Source organism: Lachnoanaerobaculum sp. OBRC5-5 (assembly GCF_000296385.1).
GTDB lineage: Bacteria > Bacillota > Clostridia > Lachnospirales > Lachnospiraceae > Lachnoanaerobaculum.
The window spans coordinates 1,637,964-1,660,402 of the sequence record NZ_JH815185.1 but is presented as its reverse complement, the minus strand read 5'-3'; the positions used below and the strand labels follow the sequence as shown (position 1 = coordinate 1,660,402).

The 22,439-nt window shown below is 34.3% G+C and carries 18 protein-coding genes; 15 read left to right on the top strand and 3 right to left on the bottom strand.

Annotated features, from left to right (window positions below; genetic code table 11):
- Window positions 1-79 precede the first annotated feature (79 nt).
- The 11 genes from HMPREF1135_RS07910 to HMPREF1135_RS07860 all read left to right on the top strand — a co-directional run bounded on the left by HMPREF1135_RS07910 (window position 80) and on the right by HMPREF1135_RS07860 (window position 15,355).
- The gene (locus tag HMPREF1135_RS07910; protein ID WP_007593934.1) at window positions 80-1,423 is read left to right on the top strand and encodes an SWIM zinc finger family protein; all 1,344 of its coding nucleotides are present in this window, start codon (window positions 80-82) and stop codon (window positions 1,421-1,423) included.
- 1 nt (window position 1,424) lies between these two features.
- Window positions 1,425-4,796, top strand: a complete 3,372-nt coding sequence (locus HMPREF1135_RS07905) for a hypothetical protein (RefSeq protein ID WP_007593932.1) — start codon at window positions 1,425-1,427, stop codon at window positions 4,794-4,796.
- 7 nt (window positions 4,797-4,803) lie between these two features.
- Window positions 4,804-6,663 (top strand): DNA helicase RecQ, encoded by a 1,860-nt coding sequence (gene recQ, locus HMPREF1135_RS07900; RefSeq protein WP_007593930.1) that lies wholly within the window; start codon window positions 4,804-4,806, stop codon window positions 6,661-6,663.
- 193 nt (window positions 6,664-6,856) lie between these two features.
- Window positions 6,857-7,438, top strand: a complete 582-nt coding sequence (locus tag HMPREF1135_RS07895) for an alpha/beta hydrolase (protein WP_007593928.1) — start codon at window positions 6,857-6,859, stop codon at window positions 7,436-7,438.
- 35 nt (window positions 7,439-7,473) lie between these two features.
- Window positions 7,474-8,742, top strand: coding sequence for an AAA family ATPase (locus tag HMPREF1135_RS07890; protein WP_007593927.1), 1,269 nt, complete (start codon window positions 7,474-7,476; stop codon window positions 8,740-8,742).
- Window positions 8,743-8,820: 78 nt separating this feature from the next.
- Window positions 8,821-10,641: a DUF262 domain-containing protein gene (locus tag HMPREF1135_RS07885; RefSeq protein WP_007593924.1), complete on the top strand. Its 1,821-nt coding sequence runs from the start codon at window positions 8,821-8,823 to the stop codon at window positions 10,639-10,641.
- 112 nt (window positions 10,642-10,753) lie between these two features.
- Window positions 10,754-11,755 (top strand): helix-turn-helix transcriptional regulator, encoded by a 1,002-nt coding sequence (locus HMPREF1135_RS07880; protein ID WP_007593922.1) that lies wholly within the window; start codon window positions 10,754-10,756, stop codon window positions 11,753-11,755.
- A 123-nt stretch (window positions 11,756-11,878) separates the two neighbouring features.
- The gene (locus HMPREF1135_RS07875; protein WP_007593920.1) at window positions 11,879-12,763 is read left to right on the top strand and encodes a hypothetical protein; all 885 of its coding nucleotides are present in this window, start codon (window positions 11,879-11,881) and stop codon (window positions 12,761-12,763) included.
- Window positions 12,747-12,959, top strand: a complete 213-nt coding sequence (locus HMPREF1135_RS07870; protein WP_007593918.1) for a YdbC family protein — start codon at window positions 12,747-12,749, stop codon at window positions 12,957-12,959. Before HMPREF1135_RS07875 ends, HMPREF1135_RS07870 begins: the two co-directional genes overlap by 17 nt.
- Window positions 12,960-13,293: 334 nt before the next feature.
- A complete protein-coding gene (locus HMPREF1135_RS07865; RefSeq protein ID WP_007593916.1) occupies window positions 13,294-14,715 on the top strand; it encodes an AAA family ATPase in 1,422 nt (473 codons plus the stop codon).
- Entirely contained in the window at window positions 14,678-15,355 is a 678-nt protein-coding gene (locus HMPREF1135_RS07860) for a hypothetical protein (RefSeq protein ID WP_007593914.1), read from the top strand. The genes HMPREF1135_RS07865 and HMPREF1135_RS07860 overlap by 38 nt, the downstream gene beginning before the upstream one ends.
- A gap of 125 nt (window positions 15,356-15,480) precedes the next feature.
- Here the strand turns inward: HMPREF1135_RS07860 and HMPREF1135_RS07855 are convergent, their stop codons facing one another.
- Together HMPREF1135_RS07855 and HMPREF1135_RS07850 are read right to left on the bottom strand one after the other, a co-directional pair.
- Window positions 15,481-16,992 carry an ABC transporter permease gene (locus tag HMPREF1135_RS07855; protein ID WP_007593912.1) on the bottom strand — a complete coding sequence of 504 codons (1,512 nt, stop codon included), beginning with the start codon at window positions 16,990-16,992 and terminating at the stop codon, window positions 15,481-15,483.
- Window positions 16,989-17,717, bottom strand: a complete 729-nt coding sequence (locus HMPREF1135_RS07850; RefSeq protein ID WP_007593910.1) for an ABC transporter ATP-binding protein — start codon at window positions 17,715-17,717, stop codon at window positions 16,989-16,991. The genes HMPREF1135_RS07855 and HMPREF1135_RS07850 overlap by 4 nt, the downstream gene beginning before the upstream one ends.
- Window positions 17,718-17,945: 228 nt before the next feature.
- Between HMPREF1135_RS07850 and HMPREF1135_RS07845 the strand changes: the two genes are divergently transcribed.
- Together HMPREF1135_RS07845 and HMPREF1135_RS07840 are read left to right on the top strand one after the other, a co-directional pair.
- Window positions 17,946-18,650, top strand: coding sequence for a response regulator transcription factor (locus HMPREF1135_RS07845; RefSeq protein ID WP_007593908.1), 705 nt, complete (start codon window positions 17,946-17,948; stop codon window positions 18,648-18,650).
- On the top strand, window positions 18,647-19,867 hold the full coding sequence (locus tag HMPREF1135_RS07840) for a sensor histidine kinase (RefSeq protein ID WP_007593894.1): 1,221 nt from the start codon (window positions 18,647-18,649) through the stop codon (window positions 19,865-19,867). The genes HMPREF1135_RS07845 and HMPREF1135_RS07840 overlap by 4 nt, the downstream gene beginning before the upstream one ends.
- A gap of 36 nt (window positions 19,868-19,903) precedes the next feature.
- Here the strand turns inward: HMPREF1135_RS07840 and HMPREF1135_RS07835 are convergent, their stop codons facing one another.
- Entirely contained in the window at window positions 19,904-20,806 is a 903-nt protein-coding gene (locus HMPREF1135_RS07835; RefSeq protein ID WP_007593893.1) for a helix-turn-helix domain-containing protein, read from the bottom strand.
- Window positions 20,807-20,935: 129 nt separating this feature from the next.
- Here HMPREF1135_RS07835 and HMPREF1135_RS07830 point away from each other — a divergent pair, with 129 nt between their 5' ends.
- Window positions 20,936-22,105 carry an MFS transporter gene (locus tag HMPREF1135_RS07830; RefSeq protein WP_007593892.1) on the top strand — a complete coding sequence of 390 codons (1,170 nt, stop codon included), beginning with the start codon at window positions 20,936-20,938 and terminating at the stop codon, window positions 22,103-22,105.
- A gap of 31 nt (window positions 22,106-22,136) precedes the next feature.
- Window positions 22,137-22,424, top strand: coding sequence for an HIRAN domain-containing protein (locus HMPREF1135_RS07825; protein ID WP_007593891.1), 288 nt, complete (start codon window positions 22,137-22,139; stop codon window positions 22,422-22,424).
- Window positions 22,425-22,439 lie beyond the last annotated feature (15 nt).

Below are 22,439 nucleotides of genomic sequence, written 5' to 3'. Positions count from 1 at the left end.
AAACTAAATTTTATGCTAAAATAAAAGGGCAATCCTACATAGGACTGCCCTTTTAGTATACAAATTTCAGGGGGATATAATGAGAGAATTTAAAACAGCATCAACCCTTTTTGATGGAAACTTAAGCTTATCTATAGCACCTGCACTTACCCCAAACGGTATAGAGAATGATCCTTTATTTTTCAATGGAGAAATCATTAATCCGACAATAGTTTCAGGAGGACTGCTTGTGCTGGCAGATATTGTCAGTACAAGATACTTTAAATACGTACCGGTGGACCAAAGAGACCCTATCCTTTCCGCCCAGGGTGACAGACTGAGGGCAGAATGCTTCTCGGCTTGCAACGGTGTTTATGCAAGAATGGATGTATTCCAAAGTGCTTTGGACGGTGACATACTTTATGGTACTACAAATGTGGATATAGGCAACAATTTACGAAAGTCTCTTCTTAATATAAGACAGGGAGACAGGTTGAAGTTTAGGATAGGAGATGAAGGACTTAAGACCTTGCACAGTAAAAATCTTGATAATGGAAGTTTGCTTACAGACATAGTTACTCAAAGGCCTGTAAAGATGCCTGACAGATGGATAAGAGCACTTGGAAATTGTGCTATGCTGCACCAAAATATGAAATACAAGTTCCATGTAGAGGGAATGCAGGCAAAGTCATTTATTGCAATGTTACCTCCTGTTACAGGGAAGGAAAAATCAGGATGGCTTACACCTACAAAGACAGGCGTGATGTTAAAATCAAGAGAAGAAAAAAACAGTGTATATATCAGCGGTATTCACAGACTTAGTGCACTTAAAAAAGTGATGAGCAATGTAAACTCGATCTTTTTTTACGCACCTGAGAATGATGAGCCGGGGCAGATGATGATTGAAGTATGTATGACAGGCGCAAATATTACGCTTAGTTTGACGGCAAAGAGCTATGAAGGGTATTCAGGCGAGGGAGCATTACTTGATTCGCTTTCAACTCCTAAAATACTTGAATGTGCAGACAAAATTGATAATATATTAAATTTTGAATCAAGACTTGATATTGATAAAATATTAAAATCAATCGGAATAGTAAAAAGTGATATGGATGATGCAATGGAGCTGCTTGCCGTTTCAGGGAAGCTTGGTTTTGATGTTCGAGAGAGAGCATTTTTCCATAGGGAATTACCTGATGATCCTGATAGAGTTTTAAAGGATAATCCCAGGCTTGTAGGAGCAAAAAAACTGCTGGAAAATACCGAGTATATTGAAGATAATATATGGCATGTAAAATCAGGGGATACAACTTACAGAGTTATTTATCCTACAGATGAAAATTTGGAAAATGCAAAATGCACCTGTACATGGTATCTGAAACATCAAAACAGTAGAGGACCATGCAAGCATATTTTGGCGGTAAAACTGAAAAAAGGAGTATAGTATGGCAAGTAAATTAGAAAAAGCTGCAGAAATATATCGTTCTCTCGGCTATGAAGAGACAGATTTTGACGATATTTTAAATCTCGGAATAGGAAGCAAAGAAGAACAAAAAGAGGCAAGAGAAGGATTAAAATCCGGAGACTGGACAGAGATAAAACAATTATCAGATAATACATATGGATTTGTTTCTGTGGTGGATGTAAATCTTGAAAAGCTTGCAATCTTTGCTATAAGAGTGGGAGTGGATGCCAAGCGAGCTGCAAATATTCTTAGAAGAAGCAGTGAAGTTGCCCTAAAGGCTATAAAGGAGAGAGGTGAGACTTTCGCAATGAACTTTATACAAGCCGCCTGTACATCAAACAGGAGAATATGGGAGCATTCCCTGTCAGTGCTTGGAATGTTGGCATTAAAACTTGTGCATGAAATGAATCTTGAAATTCCCGAGTCTGTGGAGTATATGAAGGACTGGGCAGCTGTAGCGGCAATACTTTTGACATCAAAAAGAAAAGACTACAATTTTGATGAGAGATTTGTAATTGAAAAATCGGAAATTTTAAGAAGATTTAATGAGCATATAGAAGTAGGCGTTGCCTTGAATGTGCCTGCAACCGGACCTTTTTCAAAGATACTTATATGGGGTGTACAAAATAATCTTATTGCGAAAGATACTGCTATGGAGCAGGTGTTTTACGGACTTAGCATTGCACAAAGGCCGGGAGACAGAAAAGAATATGTAAATGTATTGGAACAAATCGGAATTACAGATGAAGAGATAAAATCAAGAGTAGAAACAATTATTCCACTGCTTGGACTCGGAGAAACGGCTTTGATGGAGAGATTTGCTCCTGTACTTATAGAGAGTGCTACAGACGAATGGCTATATCCTATACTGATTTCCTGCAGTTCTGCAAAGGTGAAAAAAATAAAAAAACTGATTTTAAACACTGTTTTAAAAAGAGAAAAGCCTAAGTCGGTAAAAGAGTATGAAGAATGGCTTTTACTTTATAAGCAGGATGAGGATAAAAGTATAGCAAAGCTTGCGGGAAGTATTGAAAAGGCTTGGGGACTGGAGATAGAAGATGAAGATGTAAAAGAAGAATTGCAAGGGCTTTGGAGAGAAACACCTAAACTTTGGGAGGTGCCAAGGTTTGAAATAGGAGAAGTTTCGCCGGAAAATCTGACTGATCTGTTGGCAGTGATTTCCGACAGAAAAGAATATATTGACGATGTGGCTTTCGAGAGATTTATTGCAATGGCAAATAATATTGCACATAAAAATCCTGATGAAGCAAAAATAAGTCTGTCAGGAATTACAATAAATGATTCAAGCGGTATGTGGGCACTTGGAAGATGGGCAAAAAATATTGAGAATAATGTATGTCCGGACAGTAAGACGAATGAATGGAACGGTGAAAAGGAAGTCTTAAAAATCAGGTATAGCGGATTAGTTTATACAAGAAGGGTAGTATTATTTGAGTCAATAGATAAATGGCCATGTATATTAAGTACACCAAGTTATGAGGACCTAAGTATATCTTTACCTGATTTAACAGATAGACTTATCAGGTATAAGAATGAGAATTTTTTATATGTCGCTGAACCGGATTTACAGTTTGCAATTACCAGGCTGGATATTGAACGTATTACAAAAGAAGATAAAAAAAGGTTTTTGGAAAAAACAGATGGCTTAAAATTAAAAATTTTACTTCCTTTGGGAGAATTTTTAAAGGATGAAAAGGGAGAAGATATCTTTGCTGAGGAAATCATAAAAGATTACTTGGATGACCCATATGTTGAACCTAAATTTATACTTGGAAAAAGCGCATATTGGAGAGAGGACGTTGATGTGCCGAAAAGCTTAAAGGCATTTCCTTTTAGACTTTCATGGTGCTATGAAGATATGTATTCTATATTTCCGACCTGGGGAGATTATTCACTTACTGCAATACGAAGAGATACTGAAGTCTATCATAGTCAGGGTATAAATTTAAGGCAGATAGCAAAAAGGAGAAAACCTCTTACAAAAGGTGCAATGATGAACTGGATTGCAACGAGGAGTAACTTAAGTGATGAGAATGCTGCAGATGTTATTACTGCGACTAATGAAGCATGGGAAAGGGGACTTCTCTTACCGGGAGTTGCAGGTATTTCATATTTGGATTGGAGCGGCGGTACACCTTCAAACTTGGCAAGTCTGGCTTTTGCAATGGAAAATATGGCAAAAGACGGTATGCTGAGTTTGGTATGGATGGCTGCCTGTGATGTGGTGGAGGTATCGCTTAAAGCACCTAGAATGCTTACAGGAACAGCTGAGATTGTAAAATTTCTAAGAGATTATCTTGATGAAGTTATTTTTGCGGTAGAAAATAAGCTTGCCCCACAAAATGCATTGGAAATGAATGCCGTAAAAAATCTCGCCACAAAATCCGGATCTTCAAAGGCTGTAGAATATGCCAAGGAAATAGTGAATAAGCTAAATTCCCTTGGTATGGATATAAAAGAAGGAAAGTATGAAGAAGTACAGAATCAAAATACACCAAATGATTTTGATGAAGTATGGGTAGTATTACCTGAGGCAAAAAAGCTTATCTATGATAATGTTGAGTTTAATATAAATGTATTTGAAGTAAGGAAAGGCGAAAAAGCTTTCAGCTTTGATTTGAAATTACCTGATATACCTGACAGGCTGTTTCAGGTATATATTTACGGATGGTTTTACGGAATTCAAAAAGAGGCTCAAATGTCGGGAGCTGTGGCCGACAACAACGGAAAAATCATAGATGAGAAAGAAAAGAGCGTATGGCTTCATTATGATCCTGAAAAGAAAAAGGTTGTAGTAAGCAAATATAGAAACTGGAGAGGTGAAAAAGAAGGACCACTTGAGGGCAGCTCAACACCTTACTCAAAGATATTTTTAAGTATTGCAGTGAGTACTTTGGCACAGGACGGAGAGAGTATTTATGGAGCAAAAAGTCTTTTCAGACAACTGGCGGACTCGGGAGATTTATCTGTAGAGAATTTAAGAGAAGTCATGAGAGAACTTTTATTACATGAGGAGATAAGCCCGGCAAAGCTTGTAAGAATAGTTGAAAAAGAAAATAAGCTTTTAAGTATATGCTATGTGATGCTTGTTGAGTGTATCAAATATGCAGGAGAGGTTGTTGTAAAAAATAATAAGCCGCCTGTATGGATAAACAGAGTTTTGGATATCTGTACTTATTATGCCGACTATTTAAGGGAAGCAATGAAGAGAGGATTTATTTCAAAAGAAGATGCCGAATGGCAGGGGCTTTTAGAAATTGCAAACTGTACTGCCAAGTCCACTGCAGTGAAGAAGGCAAAGAGTTTGGCAAAAATACTGGGGATAGGATGATTAAGGAATGAGAATAGCGGATAGTGGAATATATAAAACTCCCAAGGAAGCATTGAAGGCTGTATTTGGTTACGACTCATTTAGGCAGGGGCAGGAATCGGTTATTAATGCTGTTTTGGATGGAAGAGATATTCTTGCCGTGATGCCTACAGGAGCGGGAAAGTCACTGTGCTACCAGGTTCCGGCTATGCTGCTTTCAGGCATCACATTGGTCATTTCTCCGCTTATCTCTCTTATGCAGGATCAGGTAAAGGATTTGAATGAAGCCGGTGTGGATGCTGCATTTATAAACAGCTCTTTATCTGAAAGGGAGATGCATGATACTTTCAAAAATGCATCGAAAGGTCAATATAAGATTATATATGTGGCACCTGAGAGACTGATGAGTGAAGGTTTTGTTAGGCTTGCAAAAGGTGTTGAGATTTCAATGATAACTGTGGATGAGGCACATTGTATCTCACAGTGGGGACAGGATTTCAGACCAAGTTATATGGATATAGCGGAGTTTGTAAATGTTTTGGATAAACGTCCGATTATAAGTGCATTTACAGCAACTGCCACTCAGAATGTTAGAGAAGATATTATTTGCTCTTTGGGGCTTAGCAATCCATATTTTCTTGTAACGGGATTTGACAGGGAGAATTTATTCTTTCAGGTAGAAAAACCACAAAGTAAAGACCGCTTTATACTTGATTATTTAGACAGACATAAGGGTGAAAGTGGAATTATATACTGTGCAACCAGAAAAAACGTGGACAGTTTATATACATTATTAAAAAAGCGGAACATATCTGTTGCAAAGTATCATGCAGGAATGAGTATTGAAGAGAGAAAGCAAATGCAGGATGGTTTTGTATTTGACTATACAAGTATCGTAATAGTAACAAACGCTTTCGGAATGGGAATCGATAAATCAAATGTCAGATTTGTCATTCATTACAATATGCCGTCAAGTATGGAAAACTATTATCAAGAAGCGGGAAGAGCCGGCAGAGACGGACTTAACTCCGAATGTATTTTACTGTTTTCACCTCAGGATATTATAATTAACAGATTTTTATTGGAACATAAAGATTTTAGCGATATTGATCCGACAGATGCAATGACAATCAGGGAGAGGGATATTAAAAGACTTCAGATAATGGAGGGATATTGCTATACGACTGAATGTTTGCGCAACTATATTTTAAAATATTTCGGAGAAAATCCCAAAAAGCCATGTGATGATTGCGGTAATTGTCTGCGTCAATTTGAAACTCTTGATATGACGGATGAGGCTAAAAAGATAATAAATTGTATCTATGAGTCTCGTGGAAGGTATGGTAAGAATATAATAATGGATACAGTACTTGGAGCAAAGACTGCAAGGCTGGAAGAAATAGGAGCAAGTGAATATAAATCCTATGGAGTTTTGGAATCATCAAATAAAAATCTTTTACGGCGACTTATTGAAGAGCTTTTACTTGAGGGCTATATTCAGACAGGAGAATATCAGGTTTTAAAACTTGGAGATATAAGTAAATTAAAGTTAAAAGATACTAAGGTCCTGGTAAAGATAACCGATGAAGATAAGGCCACAAATAGGAAGTTAAAGCCTAAGAAGAATATAAAGGGAACGGATTCACTTACTTCTTCAGGATTCAAACTCTTTGATAAATTAAAAGAGCTGAGACTTGAAATTGCCAGAGAAGAGAAGATGCCTCCATATATTGTTTTTAATGATAAGACCTTAATTGATATGTGTGCAAAGATGCCTACTACAAAATCCGATATGCTAAATGTTTCCGGTGTCGGAGAAAATAAATACAGTAAATACGGTGAAAGGTTTATTGATGTAATAAAAGAGCATGTGAAGCAGTTAAAATAATATAATAAATAACAGAGTAAAAAAGGCTCCATTCGATAAGTAATCGTTTGGAGCTTTTTATATGTTTAAAGCGTTATTATATATCGGAATATAATTTTAATGTGCAAAATATTGTACATTCTTTATGCTATTTTAATATAGAAAATAAATCGGATGAAGAAATTTTGGTATGACTAAAGAGGGAGGTTGATTTTTGAATAAATATGACAAAGTAATCGGAAAACAGTTTGGAATTATACAAGGTGAAAAATATCTTGTTTTTATTAAAACCGGTAGAGGTGGAAGTATAGAAGGGTTTGAAAATAAATATTTGAGCATATGCAGTATTTTATTTAAAAAATATGGTTATACATTTGTTGTTTCCGCCAATCCTAAAGATTCGGTATGTGATTTGGAGGAAGAAATAAAATGTATAAGTAAGTATGTGGGGGATTATAAAGAAATAGTTTTTGTCGGCATTTCAAACGGAGCTTTTATAGGTGCAGCTCAGTGTAGAAAAATTGAAAAAATAAAGAATGCTGTTTTAATAAATGCTCCATTGATGATTAACTTTCATAAAATAAAAGAAGGTGTAGAAAAGTTTAGAGGGGATAATATGTACTTTTTGTATGGTGAAGAGGATCCTTCATTTCGCTATATTGAAATTTTGAATGTTATAAAAAATACCGCCTGCAAATATAAAATAATTAAAGGTGAAGGACATGATTTTTCAAAAGAGTCTTTGATATCTGAATTAAATTATTTTTTACAGGTTGAAGGCGGAAAACAAAGGTAATAGAAAAAATCAGGTTAGAATAGAGGAAAATAAAAATGAGTGAATTTGATAAAATTATAGGATATGCTGATATAAAGGATGAATTAATACGTTTTTGTGATGTACTGAAAAACTTTAAAGATTATAAGAGGCTGGGTGTAGAAATACCGAGGGGAATACTTTTGTATGGAGAGCCGGGTATAGGGAAGACTTTGTTAGCTAAGAGCTTTATTAAAGAAAGCAAAATTAAATCATTTACAATAAGGAAAGATAAACACAGCAGAGAGTTTGTTAATCATATCAGAAATATATTTTATAAAGTAAAAAAGGAAGAATGTGCCATAGTATTTCTTGATGATATTGATAAATTTGCAAATGAGGATGAATACCATAAAGATGCTGAGGAGTATGTAGTTGTACAATCATGTATAGATGATTGTAAGGGCTCAAATGTTTTTGTTTTGGCTACAGCAAACAATATATATTGTTTACCGAATTCATTGATGAGAGCAGGGCGTTTTGATAAGGTTATTCAGATGACATGCCCAGGTGGAGATGATGCCAAGAAGATAATAAAGTATTTTTTAAGTAAAAAACGAGTACTTGGAGATATAGATATAGATGATATATCAAGTTTTCTGGCAGGACATTCCTGTGCAGAATTGGAAATGGTTATAAACGAAGCAGGAATTTATGTGGTATTTGATAAAAGGTCAAAGATAGAGCAAAGAGATATTATAAAGGCATGTATGCGTTTGATATTTGATGCATCGGAGTCGGTAGAAAACATCGATACTAATATTTTAAAAAAGATTGCTGTACATGAATCAGGACATGCTGTTATTTCTGAAATTTTGGAACCGGGATCTGTAAATCTTGTTTCAATCTGTGGATACTCAAATAATTCAGGGGGTATAACCTCTGTAAGAAAACCTGACGATTACAATTTTAGTGTAGTTGCAAAAGAGAATGAAATCATCAGAAGTCTGGGAGGTAAGGCTGCGACTGAAATGATTTACGGAACATTTGATCTTGGTTGTGACGGTGATTTGCATACAGCCTTTGATTTGGTTACAACATTTGTTGATGATTATGGTGCATATGGATTTAATGCTTTTGAAAGAGGTAATTCATCCCAATATTTACTGGAAAGCAAGGACAGAAAAGTTGCAGAAGAGTTGGATAGATATTATAGAAAGTCAAAGCAGATTATTGCCGAAAATAGAGGATTTTTTGATGCCATGGTTCAAGAACTTTTGAAAGAGAAAACACTGACTAAAAAGCAAATTAGGAGTATACGAGACAGTGTAATGATTAGAGCTTGAAAAAATGTTGTAATGATGTAGAATAAAAATGAGTTATTATTGTAATCTTAATAGAATAAGTTATTATGAGGAGGAGTTATGGGATTTCCGATTGATTCTAAAGTGTTGGGACTTAGAGATATAATAAAAGAAAGGTATAGAATACCTATTTATCAGCGTCCATATGAATGGACAGAAAAAAATATAAATGATTTTTTGAATACTATTTTTGAAGCATTCAGTACGAAAAATGAAGAGGATGCCGGAAAATATGCAAAGTCCGTGTTTTTTGGGACAATACAGTTTAACAAAGAAACTAAAGATGACAATATACTTGATATTGTTGATGGTCAACAAAGACTTACAACATTTTTACTTTTGTTGGATGTACTTCAAAAAGAGATAATCAAAACCCATCCGAAAGAAAAAAACAATGATTACAGCAATACTATAGATTCTGAAGAACTCAAAAAAGTAATGAGTGAGACTCAAATAAAAAAAGTTTCCTCTAAATATTCTAAAAATAAGGAACAGTTAAGGAAGGCTACTTCTGAGTATTACGAACAAGAGTTTAAAGATAAAACGAATTTTTATTCAGAACTTAAAGATTTTGTATTGGATAATATATACTTTGTAACACTGACGACCGAAGAAATGGATCTACCGGAAGTGGTATCTGTCTTTAATACTATAAATACTACCGGGCTCGATTTGAATGCAACAGATATTTTTAAATTAAGATATTATAATTACCTTAGAAAAATCGATGATACAGACAACTGGATGAAAGAAATTGCCAATTGTTATAAATTGATAGATGATAGCAATAATGCACTGGGCGTAGGCGGAAGAAAAGACCAGACAGAATTTAATATGTCGTGGGTTTTAGATATCTATAAACATATAATTTGTGCGGAATTTGGCTGGGGATTTTCTGAGGTATCCAAAAGCAATGAAAAGTTCTTTGATGAACTTTTCAAAGGAACAAAGCTTGATGAACAAAGGGATCTCAGTGTTCTGGAGTTTTCAACATTCAAGCATATAGTTGAAGAATTTATTAAGTATTGGCGCTGGATTGAAGATGTAAGGTATGACGGCACACATCATGAAATTGCAAAAGAAATCTTTTCGATTTATATGGTTGAAAAAACAAGATATAAAAGGTATTGGACTATACCATTTGTGGTTGCATACTTTAAAGCTAAAGGAAAGGGCTGGAGCGATTACTATATAGATTCACTGAGAGTAAATATGTATATGTTTAGATTCTTTTTAATCTATACCGTTGTAAATGACAGAGTGATAAATTCTGTTCAAAATAAGGTTTGTGAGGAATGCTTTAAGTGGTTTAAGGAATGCAGTACTGATGAGATTATAAAAAATATTAAAGATATACTGTGGTCACCGGTGCGCAGTAAGGACCATGAACCTAAGGAAGATTTTTATACAACTATTAAATCGGGATTATTTTACAATGCAAGTAGAGTCAGGCTTGTTTGTACACTGTCCGGATTACTTGATGAAGTAGCTAATTTGGGGGAATCGTTCATTTGCCAAGGAAATGAAATAGTAATAAGTGAGCAAGAAATCTATGAAAAGTTTTTCCACTATGCAATCTACGAAAAGAATAAAAACCCTTATGATATAGAGCATATACGGGCAAGAAATAATTTCAGTGATAATAGTGATGAGTTTAACGGAATAGGAAATTTGATTGTACTTGATAGCCATATAAATAAGAGTATTCAGGATAATACTGTAAGTAAAAAAATTACTGAATACAAAAATTCACAATATGCGGCAGTTAGAATAGAATTTATGAAAGAATATGAAAGTTTGGGAGATTGGGATATAGAAGCTGTAAGAAAAAGAGCGAAAAAGGAAATTGAAAAGATAGAGAGTTTTATGAATGAAACTTAAGAACAATAGATGTATTATAATACAGGAAAATATATTGAAACTTTAGAATATAAGAATAAAATATCAGTATCTGTTACAGCAGTATATTTGACCTTGAGATGGGGGTGCATGGATGTACGGTATAGGTAATAAAAAGATGTTGAATATGTTCATACTGGAGATACTTCGCAATTATACCGATGAAGATCATTCTTTGACACAACAAGAGATTATAAAGCTTTTGGAAAAAGATTATGGAACGGTATGTGACAGACGCTCTGTAAAGAATAATGTCTTGTTATTGAAAGAATTCGGCGAGAGCCATGGATTTGAAATATCAATGGAAGAAGGATACAGAATGGTTTTTAGAGAGTTTGACGATGCGGAACTTAGGATACTTATTGACAGTGTTTTATTTTCAAAAGAATTTTCTTCAAATCAGGCTAAGGAACTTATTAAAAAGGTACGAGGGCTTTCAAGTAAATACTTCAATGCAAAAGTATCAAATATATACAATATACCTGAGCTTAACAAGAACATAAACCGACAAAACATCTACTCTATAGATAAGATAAATGATGCTATCTCAGAGGGACATAAGATCAGTTTTATATATAATGATATAGGAACCGATTTTAAGCTTCATCCAAGGAGAGAAGAGCGTTATATTGTAAATCCGTACAGGATAGTTGCAAATAACGGGAAATTTTATCTGATAGGAAATTATGACAAGTATGATAATGTAGTACATTTTCGTATAGACAAAATGACTGAGGTATGTGAACTTGAAGATAGAGTTAAGCCGATGAAAGATGTGCCTGAGCTTAAGGCCGGGATAAATCTTCCAAAGCATATGGCTGAACATATTTATATGTTTAGCGGAACAAGCACTGCCGTTAAGCTCCTAACAACCAAAGATATGATGTCTGAGTTGGTGGATTGGTTTGGAACTGATTTTAGTATCATTAAAAAAGATGAAGAACGGATTATAGTGAGAGTCAACTGTAATGAAAAGGCAATGAAATTTTGGGCATTGCAATATGGTCCTTATGTAGAGATTCTGGAACCTGAAAGTCTTAGAAATCAAATTAAAGAAAGTATTGCCGGTATGTCAAAGAAATACTCTGATGGATAATTACCGGCATATAATGGTTTTAAAATGTCAATTTAAGGTTTAGTAGCTGTCATTTTTAATGGACAGATGCTCTGATAAACTCCAATTGTAACAAAGAAGTACTTTGTGGATTGGAGGAAGAAGATGATAGCACAGATGAGTAGTAAATCAAAGATTTATCACAGACCGGGATGCAGATTTATAAATAGAATAGAAGAAAAGTCATTGATAAGCTTTGACATGGATGACGGAAGGATTAAATATTTAAATCCATGTAAGTGCTGTTGCAATATCAAGTCTTTATATAATGAGTATAGAGAAAATTTAAAGGATGTATTTAGAGATTTACCTATCTGGACAGAGCTTAAGGAAGATTATATAGGAGTGCATACTGATTGGTATAATTGGAGAATCAGTCTAAGTGAATCAAGTCAGGAAATACGACTGTACCTTGAAGAGTGGAATGAGGAACTTCAAAAAGATTTGTTAATCAGAGTGGATGAAGTCGGAAAAAGTAAGAATCTGAAAACAGCTATGAGATATATTGCAAAGGAAGAGAGGGTAGCCTTCTATCCTTGTAAGTATAGAAAGTATGCACTCGGAATAGAGTGCTTAGCTAATAAAAGAGGAGTACAAATAGAGTTTGACGATACCAATCTTTATATTCTTACCGATATGGCTGCTTGGAAAATATCATATATACAATATTTTAACAGGTATAAGTTATTGCATTGTCCATTTAACGGGAGGCCTCTTACTATGGAGGAGGCAAAGACTGCACATTACCATGTACAAAGGGATGTGGAAAAGAATCAATCACCGTATAATCATTTGGAATATATTGTAAAACATGATGAAGCAAAAAAGTTAATGCAGATTAGTTATAAAAAATTACCGAAAGTAACAAAGCAACAAAAAAAGTATTATCGTCAAGCTGAAAATAGGGAAAAAAGAAACAGTATCAGAAGAGTTTGGAAGCTATTTGCAGAACTTGAAGCGGGAAAGGAGAAATATGGCAGCGGATTTTAAGTATGATATAGTAGAGGAAATAGGTGTTTTATCGGAGAATGCAAAGGGGTGGAGAAAGGAGATAAACCTTATTTCATGGAACGGTGCAGCACCTAAGTATGATATAAGAGAATGGGCACCGGATCATGAGAAGATGGGAAAGGGTATTACATTAACCAAAGAGGAGCTTGAGGCTCTTAAAAAACTTATAGAGTAAAGGTCTAATACACTAATGGGCAGAGCTGAAATTCGGCTCTGCCCATTGGTAACTATTTTATGAATTTTACCACCGACCTTCAAATTTTTTATTAAAAGTTATATTTGCTGTAAGGGACAAAATATGTTTTGACCGGAGAGAGTATCCTGATAATATAGCGCCATAATTTGCATATAGTCAAATATGAAATAGTTGATATTATACTGTTTATCTATTTTAATATCAAAGAAAATTGAAAGAAAACAGTCAAAAGAGTATAAAAAATACCTTAAATAGAATTATATTGATGATTTTAGCCTAATATGTTATTATATAATTATATGGAGGTAGTTTTATGTGGAAGAGTATTGTTAGATTATCATCTTTAACAATAAAAAATATTAAGAATGTAAAAAGCGGTACAATAATCATGCCACATGAATACAATAGAAGTTTTGATTGTGGAAGTGCGGAAATACTGGGAGTTTATGGACAAAACGGTTCAGGAAAGACTGCAATTGTTGATACATTTTCATTTCTTCAACAAATCATGATTGGTGAGGAATTAGACCAAAGAATAGCTGATTATATTGATACAGATTCAGAAAATGCGGAAGTGAATGCCGAGTTTAAAATATTTAAGGAAAATATTTTATATGAAGTTGGATATTATATAATTTTTTCTAAGGGTGATAATGGAATATGTATCGATAGAGAATACATAAATTGTGCAATAAATCAGGATGGAAGCAGAACAAATAAAAATGTTTTCATGGACTATAGGAGAAATGAGACTGAAACTATTTTTAAGCCACAGAAACGACTTGAGGAATTGATTGGAAAGAATAAGGACATTAAAACAGATCTTATTGTAGCAAAAAAAATGGCTGAAAAAAGTAATTGCTCATATATCTTTGGCGAAAACAGCAGAGATATTTTCTTTAATAATGTATCAGACAAATTTAAAATTTATGTGGATGTACTGAGTGCATTGTTTAGATTTGCACTTGGAGATTTATTTGTAATAGACAATTCACACTCAGGTATGATTTCAACCAATGTTCTTTTACCGATGTCTTTTCGTGTTGATAAAAAGAAAATCGGAATGAAGGGAGATTTTGCAGTACCTTTGATGGAGCCTTTTGTGTTGGACAGTGAACGCGAAGAACTCCTTAAAGAGATTGTGGACCAAATCAACACAGTGCTTTATACAATAATTCCCGGAATGCGGATAGATATTAAAGACTATGGTAAACAAGCTTTAGATTCAGGTGAAGAGGGATGGAAAGTTGAACTTATGTCTGTAAGAGGAAATAAGAAACCTATTCCTATCAGAATGGAATCGGATGGTATTATTAAGATCATTTCCATTTTAAATGCCCTTATACAGGCGTTTAGCAATGCTTCAATATGTTTGATTATTGATGAGTTGGATGCCGGAATCTTTGAATACCTCTTAGGTGAGTTATTGGATATTTTTTCAAAGAGTGCCAAGGGACAGTTGATTTTTACATCTCATAATCTTCGTGCTCTTGAGATGCTTGATAAAGAAAGTATTATGTTTTCAACGGTTAATCCTAATAACAGATATATTCATATGAAGAATGTTAAAGATTCAAATAATCTTAGAAGTATGTACATTCGGAGCATAACGCTTGGAGGACAGGAAGAGCCTATTTATGAAGAAACTGACAGTTTAAAGATAGCAAGAGCATTCAGAAAAGCGGGGAAACTTTTGCATGAAGAGAGAAAAAAAGGTTGTGATGGTAATAGTTGAAGGCCCTAGCGATGAAAATGCAATTGGAGGTATTTTAAAAGAATATTTTTCGTCTAAAGAAGTTCAATTTGCGGTGGTTCATGGAGATATTACATCCGATTTTGCTACTACAAAAGATAATGTACTGATTAAAATAGGAGATAAAGTAGAAGAAATTAGAAACAAGTATGGATATCGTCCGGATGACTTTGTCAGTATAATTCATATAACAGATACAGACGGTGCCTTTACAAAAGATTGTATAAGGCAAAGTAATGTAAAAAATATACAGTATTATGAGGATCATATTGAGACTGATGATGTCTCTAAAGTAGAGAATAGGAATAAACATAAGTCGGAAATCCTTTCTAAGTTATACTCAACCGGAAAAGTTAAAGATATTAATTACAGGATTTACTTTAATTCTTGTAATCTCGAGCATGTATTATATAATGAACTGAAAGATTTTACAGATGAAGAAAAACAGACTCTTTCAGATGATTTTGCAGAGGAGTATGAGGGGGAAGTTGAGGCATTTATTGAATTTATTTCCAATCCGGATTTTGCAGTTATAGATACTTATAAAAACACTTGGAGATTTATAGAGAAGGATATGAACTCATTGCATAGACATTCCAATATGCACTTAATAGTTAAATGATATTTACTTGCAAAGTTTAATGTTATTTGTAGTAAAATTATAATAGAGAAAACAAGAGTATACCGTTAATACAGCATTTCGTAAGACTGCCATATTAACGGTATTTGTTTTACTAGCCGCTACTTTTACCTTCCCGTCTTTATATCCACTTTATTAAGATACAACATACCTATACCAAAAGTAATACAGATATAAAATAAACATGATAATATAGTAAGAGGTATATTAAGCTCTCCCTTGATATTTGTGCTTCCCATGGAATAAATCAGCATTGAAAACGGTGTGGCATAAAAAAGTCCTTTTAAATTAAGCAAAAGTCCAAATATATTTCCAAGGAATGCAAGTCCTACAGGTATTGCAAAGGAGCGTATTATTAATGACAACATACATTGGAAGCCAGCAATAGCAATAATACAGATTAAACTTGTAAAAATCCTTAAAAAGAATATCGGAGGTATATTACCGGGGATACCGAGCAGCTTTCCGGAAATAATATATATTATTGCAATCCATATTATACAAATCATGGAAAGAGCTGCAGTTGTAAGCCATTTATCCTTTAAGATTTTAAATCTTGAGTTTGCTGTAAGTACTATATTCCAGTTATTTCCCTGATGCTCCATACGAAACAGAAGACTTGCCAGAATAGCAATCAAAGGAGACAGGAAAAACATTCCTAAAAATAAAGATTCTTGAGTCCAAAGGTCATCCCAGTTAAAGGACAGTACATACTGGTTTCCAAGGAAATTTATAATACCGATGCTTGCTGAAATAACAGGAATTAAAATAAAGGGAATCCATACAGGATTGTATTTAAGCTTTATAAGTTCGGCAGGCAGTATGGTATATATACTCCTGCTTTTAGCCTTTGAATGAATAAAGGTAAAGTTCCTTGTTTCCGGGGTATTAAATACTTTAAAGCCTATTATAAAGGTAACAAAAAAATATATTAACCCTACAAGAACAGCCGGAATGTTTATCTTATTCCATGAAAGCAGTATTTGTCTTGTTGCAGAATCAAAATCCATAGATACGGTACTTAGAGAAAACAGTACAGACCATGGTGTAAGTGAAAACTTGCTTATAAAAGCAAGGAAAACGCCTGCCAGTGTTCCTCCAAATGCGATAGAAAGTGCTGCAAACTGACTCTGAAATCTTAATGAAAGCAGACATTGCAATTGGAAAATAATCATACCGTATATAATTTCGGATAATATTGTAAATACAAGGTAAAAAAGCGGGAAATCACTTTCGGGCAGAATCTTTATAGAAAAATAAAGCAGTAAGATTGTCTGCAATATACAAAATAAAATTATATGCACGAAACCGAACATCAGCTTTGATATATAAAGTTTTGTTCTGCTATAAAGTGTGGGCAGAGTATTCCACATGTTGCCTTTATTTTCCATATCAATGCATTTGCTGGCAAGTACAGACATCATAATGGAAATCAATAATGTATTGATAAAAGGAATTGAGGCAAAAATCATTTGCCATTCCTGCCCCTGCGGCAGTCTGCCTTGTAATACATAAAGACAGTTTAAAATAATTCCGATAAATAAAAGTAAAGCTGAAATTATAAACTTATTTTTCTTAAATTCTATTAAAAGATACTGATGTAAACCTATTTGCTTCATAGTGATTCCCTTTCTCCGGTAAGTTCCAGGAAAATCTGCTCCAGATTTTCGCCGGTTGATTCAAGTTCGGATAATTTTCCCTGATATAGCATCTGTCCTTGGTGAATGATACCTACATAGTCAGCCATTTGTTCTATCTCATTAAGAAGATGGCTTGATATAAGAACAGTTATATCTCTTTCCTTTGGTAAAGAGGTAATCAGATTTCTGATTTCCATTATGCCTGCAGGATCAAGTCCGTTACTTGGCTCATCCAAAATAAGGAACTTGGGATCCCCAAGTAAAGCCATAGCAATACCAAGTCTTTGCTTCATACCGAGTGAATATGCACCAAGCTTTTTATCCTTTTGTTCATATAAACGAACTGTTTTTAATGCTTTTTCTATTTCCGATTCATTTACACCCTTTAATTTTGCAATGATTTGCATATTTTCAAGACCGCTTAGATGTGGGTAGCCTCCGGGGTTCTCTATAAGGCTGCCTGTTTTATGCAGTAAAGACAAAAGATTTTTAGCCGATACATCTTCACCGAACATCTTTATTTCACCGGCATCCTTTTTTATAAGCCCCAGAATCATTTTCAGAGTGGTTGTTTTACCGGCTCCATTAGGTCCAAGGAATCCGTAGACACAGGATTTCGGTATGCTCATGGATAAGTTTTTGACACGATAGCTGCTACCGCTCTTTTTAGATAAATTTTTGATTTCAAGTATTGTATTGTTCATATATATTCCTTTCTGATTACTTTAAAAGTCTGCCTTTGTCGCAGTCAGACTTTTAGTATTAATATTCCTAAAATCGGCATATGCAGTTTTTTGCATGTATATAGAATAATGGTCAAAGCTTATATTAAGATTATCTCTACATTATGATTACATTAAGAAATTCATTTTTATATATTGTATGAGCTTATATAAGTTATAATAAGTGAAGAAAACAATATAGGAGTAAATATGGAAAAGAAAGATTGTAAAATCCTTATAATAGATGACGAAAGAGAGCTTGCAGGAGTAGTAGCGGATATTTTAAAAAATGAAGGTTACAGCAATGTAGAATCGGCATTCAGTTTAAAAGAGGCAAATGAAAAAATAAAAAAGAGTCAAGTACATTTGATTTTACTGGATGTGATGCTTGGTGACGGAAACGGATTTGATTTTTATGAGAGATTAAAAAATGAAGGAATCTTTCCCAAACTGCCTGTGATTTTTCTCTCCGCAAGGGATGAGGATGAGAGCAGACTGCATGGTCTGGGACTTGGAGCGGATGATTATATTACAAAGCCTTTTCTTCCAAAAGAATTATTGCTTCGTATAGGGGCGGTAATCAGAAGATGTTATACAATAGATGAAAATATATCGGAAGTAATATTGGGAGAAAGCCTGGTATCTTTAGATGGAGGTACAGTTAGAAAAAACGGAGAAGATATAACACTTACAGCAAAAGAACTTACGCTGTTTTCTGTTTTATATCGAAACAGAGGAAGGATAGTAACCACAGATATACTTTGCGAGGAACTTTGGCCGGACGGAAGCTATGGACTGGAAAATTCCTTAATAGTTCATATGCGACATCTGCGTGAAAAAATAGAGAAAAATCCGTCAAAGCCGGTATTTTTAAAAACAGTCAGAGGGCTTGGCTATAAATTGGAGAGAGCATGAGAATAAGGGGAGAAAGAAGAGCACAATTTATAATTAATATATTACTCTGTGCGATAGTCATACTATTTATTGATTTGATAATTTACAGCATAATAGTACATGAAAGCCAGGATGTGTATGAAACATCTGCCGGAGAAATAATGAATAATATGACCGGTGATAAAGGAAAATTCTCATTAAGTGTGGAAGAAAGTGTAAAACTTCATAGTAATAATGAATTTGCTTTTATAATTGATAAAGAGGGAAAAACTGTATGGAGTGAGAATTTACCGGATGATCTAAAAAATCGACAGTATACTTTGCAGGATGTGGCAAAGTTTTCAAGATATTATCTGGAGGATTATCCGGTACATACCTATGTAGTAGATGATGGAGGGCTGTTAATAATAGGCAAGTTAAACAGCAAAATATGGAAATATACATTGGAATATGATGTAAATAATCTTTTATTATTTGTTAAAATAACACCTTTAGTACTTGCTTTTAATATTATTTTATTGATTTTTATCTCTTTAAAGCTATATAAGGCAAAACAAAGAAGGAGAGAAGAAGAAAGGGTGGAGTGGATTGCAGGAGTTTCACATGATATACGAACACCACTTGCTATTATACTTGGCAATGCACAAATGATATTAAATGAAAGCTCGGATGACAGAATAAAAAACAAAGCCGAAATTATTGATAAACAGGGAGTGCGTATAAGATCACTGGTTGAAAATCTAAATCTTTCAAGTAAGCTTGATTTTGGAACAGGAAGATTTATAAAAAAGCGAGTTCAAATGAGTGTTTTTATTCGTAAAATCTTAACCAATATTATAAATACATTGGATGAAGATATGGAATCAAAGTTTGAATTTGATCTGAATATAGAAGAGAGTTTACAGGGAAAAATCTTTTTAATAAATGAGGAGCTTGTGGAAAGAGCGATAATAAATCTTATAAATAACTCTATGAAATACAATGAAGAGGGCTGCTCCATCAGCATAAACCTGAATGAAAATAATAAAAACACTGTTTTAGAAATAAAAGATAACGGGCAGGGAGTAAGCAGGGAGTTTTTGCAAAAAATAAATAAAAAGTCCTATGCCTTTGAAAAAAGTATGGGCAATCACGGACTTGGATTGAAGATAGTAAAAAAGGTGGCGGAATATCATAGATGGAAGATTGAATTTTTAAAAAATGAGGAAGGCGGATTTAGTTGCAGGATGCAGTGGTGATGCATCAAAGCAATATAATGGAGTCGGGCAGCACTATTACAGAGTATTTATTTTGGATAAATACTCTGTGGGTGTGCATCCGTATATCTTTTTAAAACGGCGATTAAAATATGCAGCATCTGAAAAGCCGCATTCATAGGCGGCTTCGGATATAGGCTTTTTTATATTGAGTTTCATTTTTTTAACAGCTTTTTGAACTCTGTAATTAATGAGGTATTGTATAGGTGTTGTACATAAAATATCTTTAAACAGACGCAGACAGGTGCTTACACTTATATCTGCACTTTTTGCTATATCTTTAATACCAATAAATGAATCGTAATTATTTTCAATAAAAACAATAGCTTTTTTGATGCGGGATTCATCTTTTTTTGAATTACCGGTATAAATGTTTTCTTCCGATATAAAATCTATATGATCAATTATTAAAGCAAATACCTGACCAAGATCGGCTTTAACATTTAAAGGATAATCTTTATGCTCATAAGCACCCTGCTGCCAGGCATTTTCACAAAGCTTCAGTATTTTATTCTGCCAGCTGATTTCGGGAGATAATTTTACAAATGGAAAAGAACAATTATTTATAATAGGATCTATATAAGTTTTTCTAATGATATCATCTTTTGAGCATAAAAGATCCGGCGAAAATATAAGGCAGTGCTGATGTCCGGTCGCAGATTTAAGGTTTGCAGAGTGCAATATGCCTCCATTGGCAAAATAACCCTCTCCGGCTTTTAATATAAGTTCGCTGTTTGATATTTTGACATTTACAATGCCCTCAGTAATAATTACCACTTCAAATTCATCATGCCAATGCCATGGAACGGCAACCTTAACCAAATCATCGTCAAAGAAAGCTATCGGAAAATCCTTTGTTCCATAGGTAAGCATTTCCCTACCGTCTTTATCAACCTTATCTACAGAGTACGAAAGTGACATTTTATCTCCTATATAATGACCATATAGTACTATTAAAATAACGATAATAAACGATATAGTACTACATATTTTGATTTATTTTACGATATAATACTAGCATATAAAATGAATATTTGAAATGAGGTAAATATGATTTCTTTACTACTGGCTGTTATATATCTGGTTTTTATCAGTCTCGGACTGCCGGATTCGCTTTTAGGCTCAGGATGGCCGAAAATACAGGTGGTATTTGGAGTACCGTCTTCATACGCAGGTTATATATCAATGACTATATGCTTTATGACTATTATATCCGCACTTTTAAGCCCGAGAATGATTAAGAGATTTCATACAAAGTGGATTGTAATATCATCAATAGTACTTACTATTTTGGGTTTAACCGGTTTTTCCATTTCACACAGATATGAAATGCTTTTTATTTTTGCGATTCCTTACGGGCTTGGAGCAGGAGCGATTGACGCATCTGTCAATCATTATGTGGCAAGCAATTACTCAGGCTCCGTTATGAATTTTTTACATTGCTTTTATGGAGTAGGGGCAATGATCAGCCCGTACATTATGTCGCTTGCACTTAAATATGCCAAGTGGAATGAAGGATATTTATGGACAGCTTTTGTTCAAACGGCTATTTTGGCAATTGTAATAATTTCATTGCCGCTATGGAAGGGAAATGAATCGGAAGCGGAGGAAGACAGGCAGGATAGTGCCGGAATCAGAGAGAGTATTAAGGTGCCGGGAGTATTGTTGACATTGATTGCTTTTTTTGCCTACTGTTCAGGTGAGGCAACCTGTTTTTTGTGGACTCCCAGCTATTTTGCAGGCACCAAGTCAGGACTGTCGGATGAAAGGATTGCAGCATTCGGAGCACTTATATTTGGCGGCTTGATGTTTGGAAGATTGATTTCAGGTTTTATATCAAATATATTTGGAGACAAAAAGCTTATCAGATTAGGTATTATTTTGGAATTTATCGGGATTTTTATGTTATTTATTCCTACACAAAACTATCTTATTGCGGCTATAGGCTTTGTGATAATAGGAACCGGTATGGGACCTGTATATCCTGCAATTCAGCATATGGCACCCACAAATTTTGGAAAAAGATATAGTGCGGCTGTTATCGGACTTCAAATGGCATTTGCCTATACAGGAAGTACATTTATGCCGATGGTATTCGGAGTGCTGCAACAGCATATAGGTATCGGGATAATGCCTGTGTATTTGATATTTTTTGCAATACTTAATATAGGAATGCTTGAACTGGCATATTTAAGATGCAAAAAAATCCAAACCATATAAAATATATTTCCTTCTTATAAGCCCATATAATATGATGTCATTTTTATCGGACACATTATATGCTAGGATAAAAATAGATTTTTTAAAGCCTAAGATGAAGGTTAAACTTATCAAGGAGACGGATAATGAATATGATAAGGAGGCAATCAAGGTGGAACTGCCGGGGCTTGGCACTATAGGTTATGTGGCAAACAGCCCTTATACCGTAGTCGGTGAGAGTTACAGTGCAGGAAGGCTTTATGATAAGATAGGTGAAAGTGCGAAGGGAAGAATTTTATATGTAATGCCAAAAGGCATCCTGTGTGAACTTATAAACTAGTAAAAGCCATAAAAT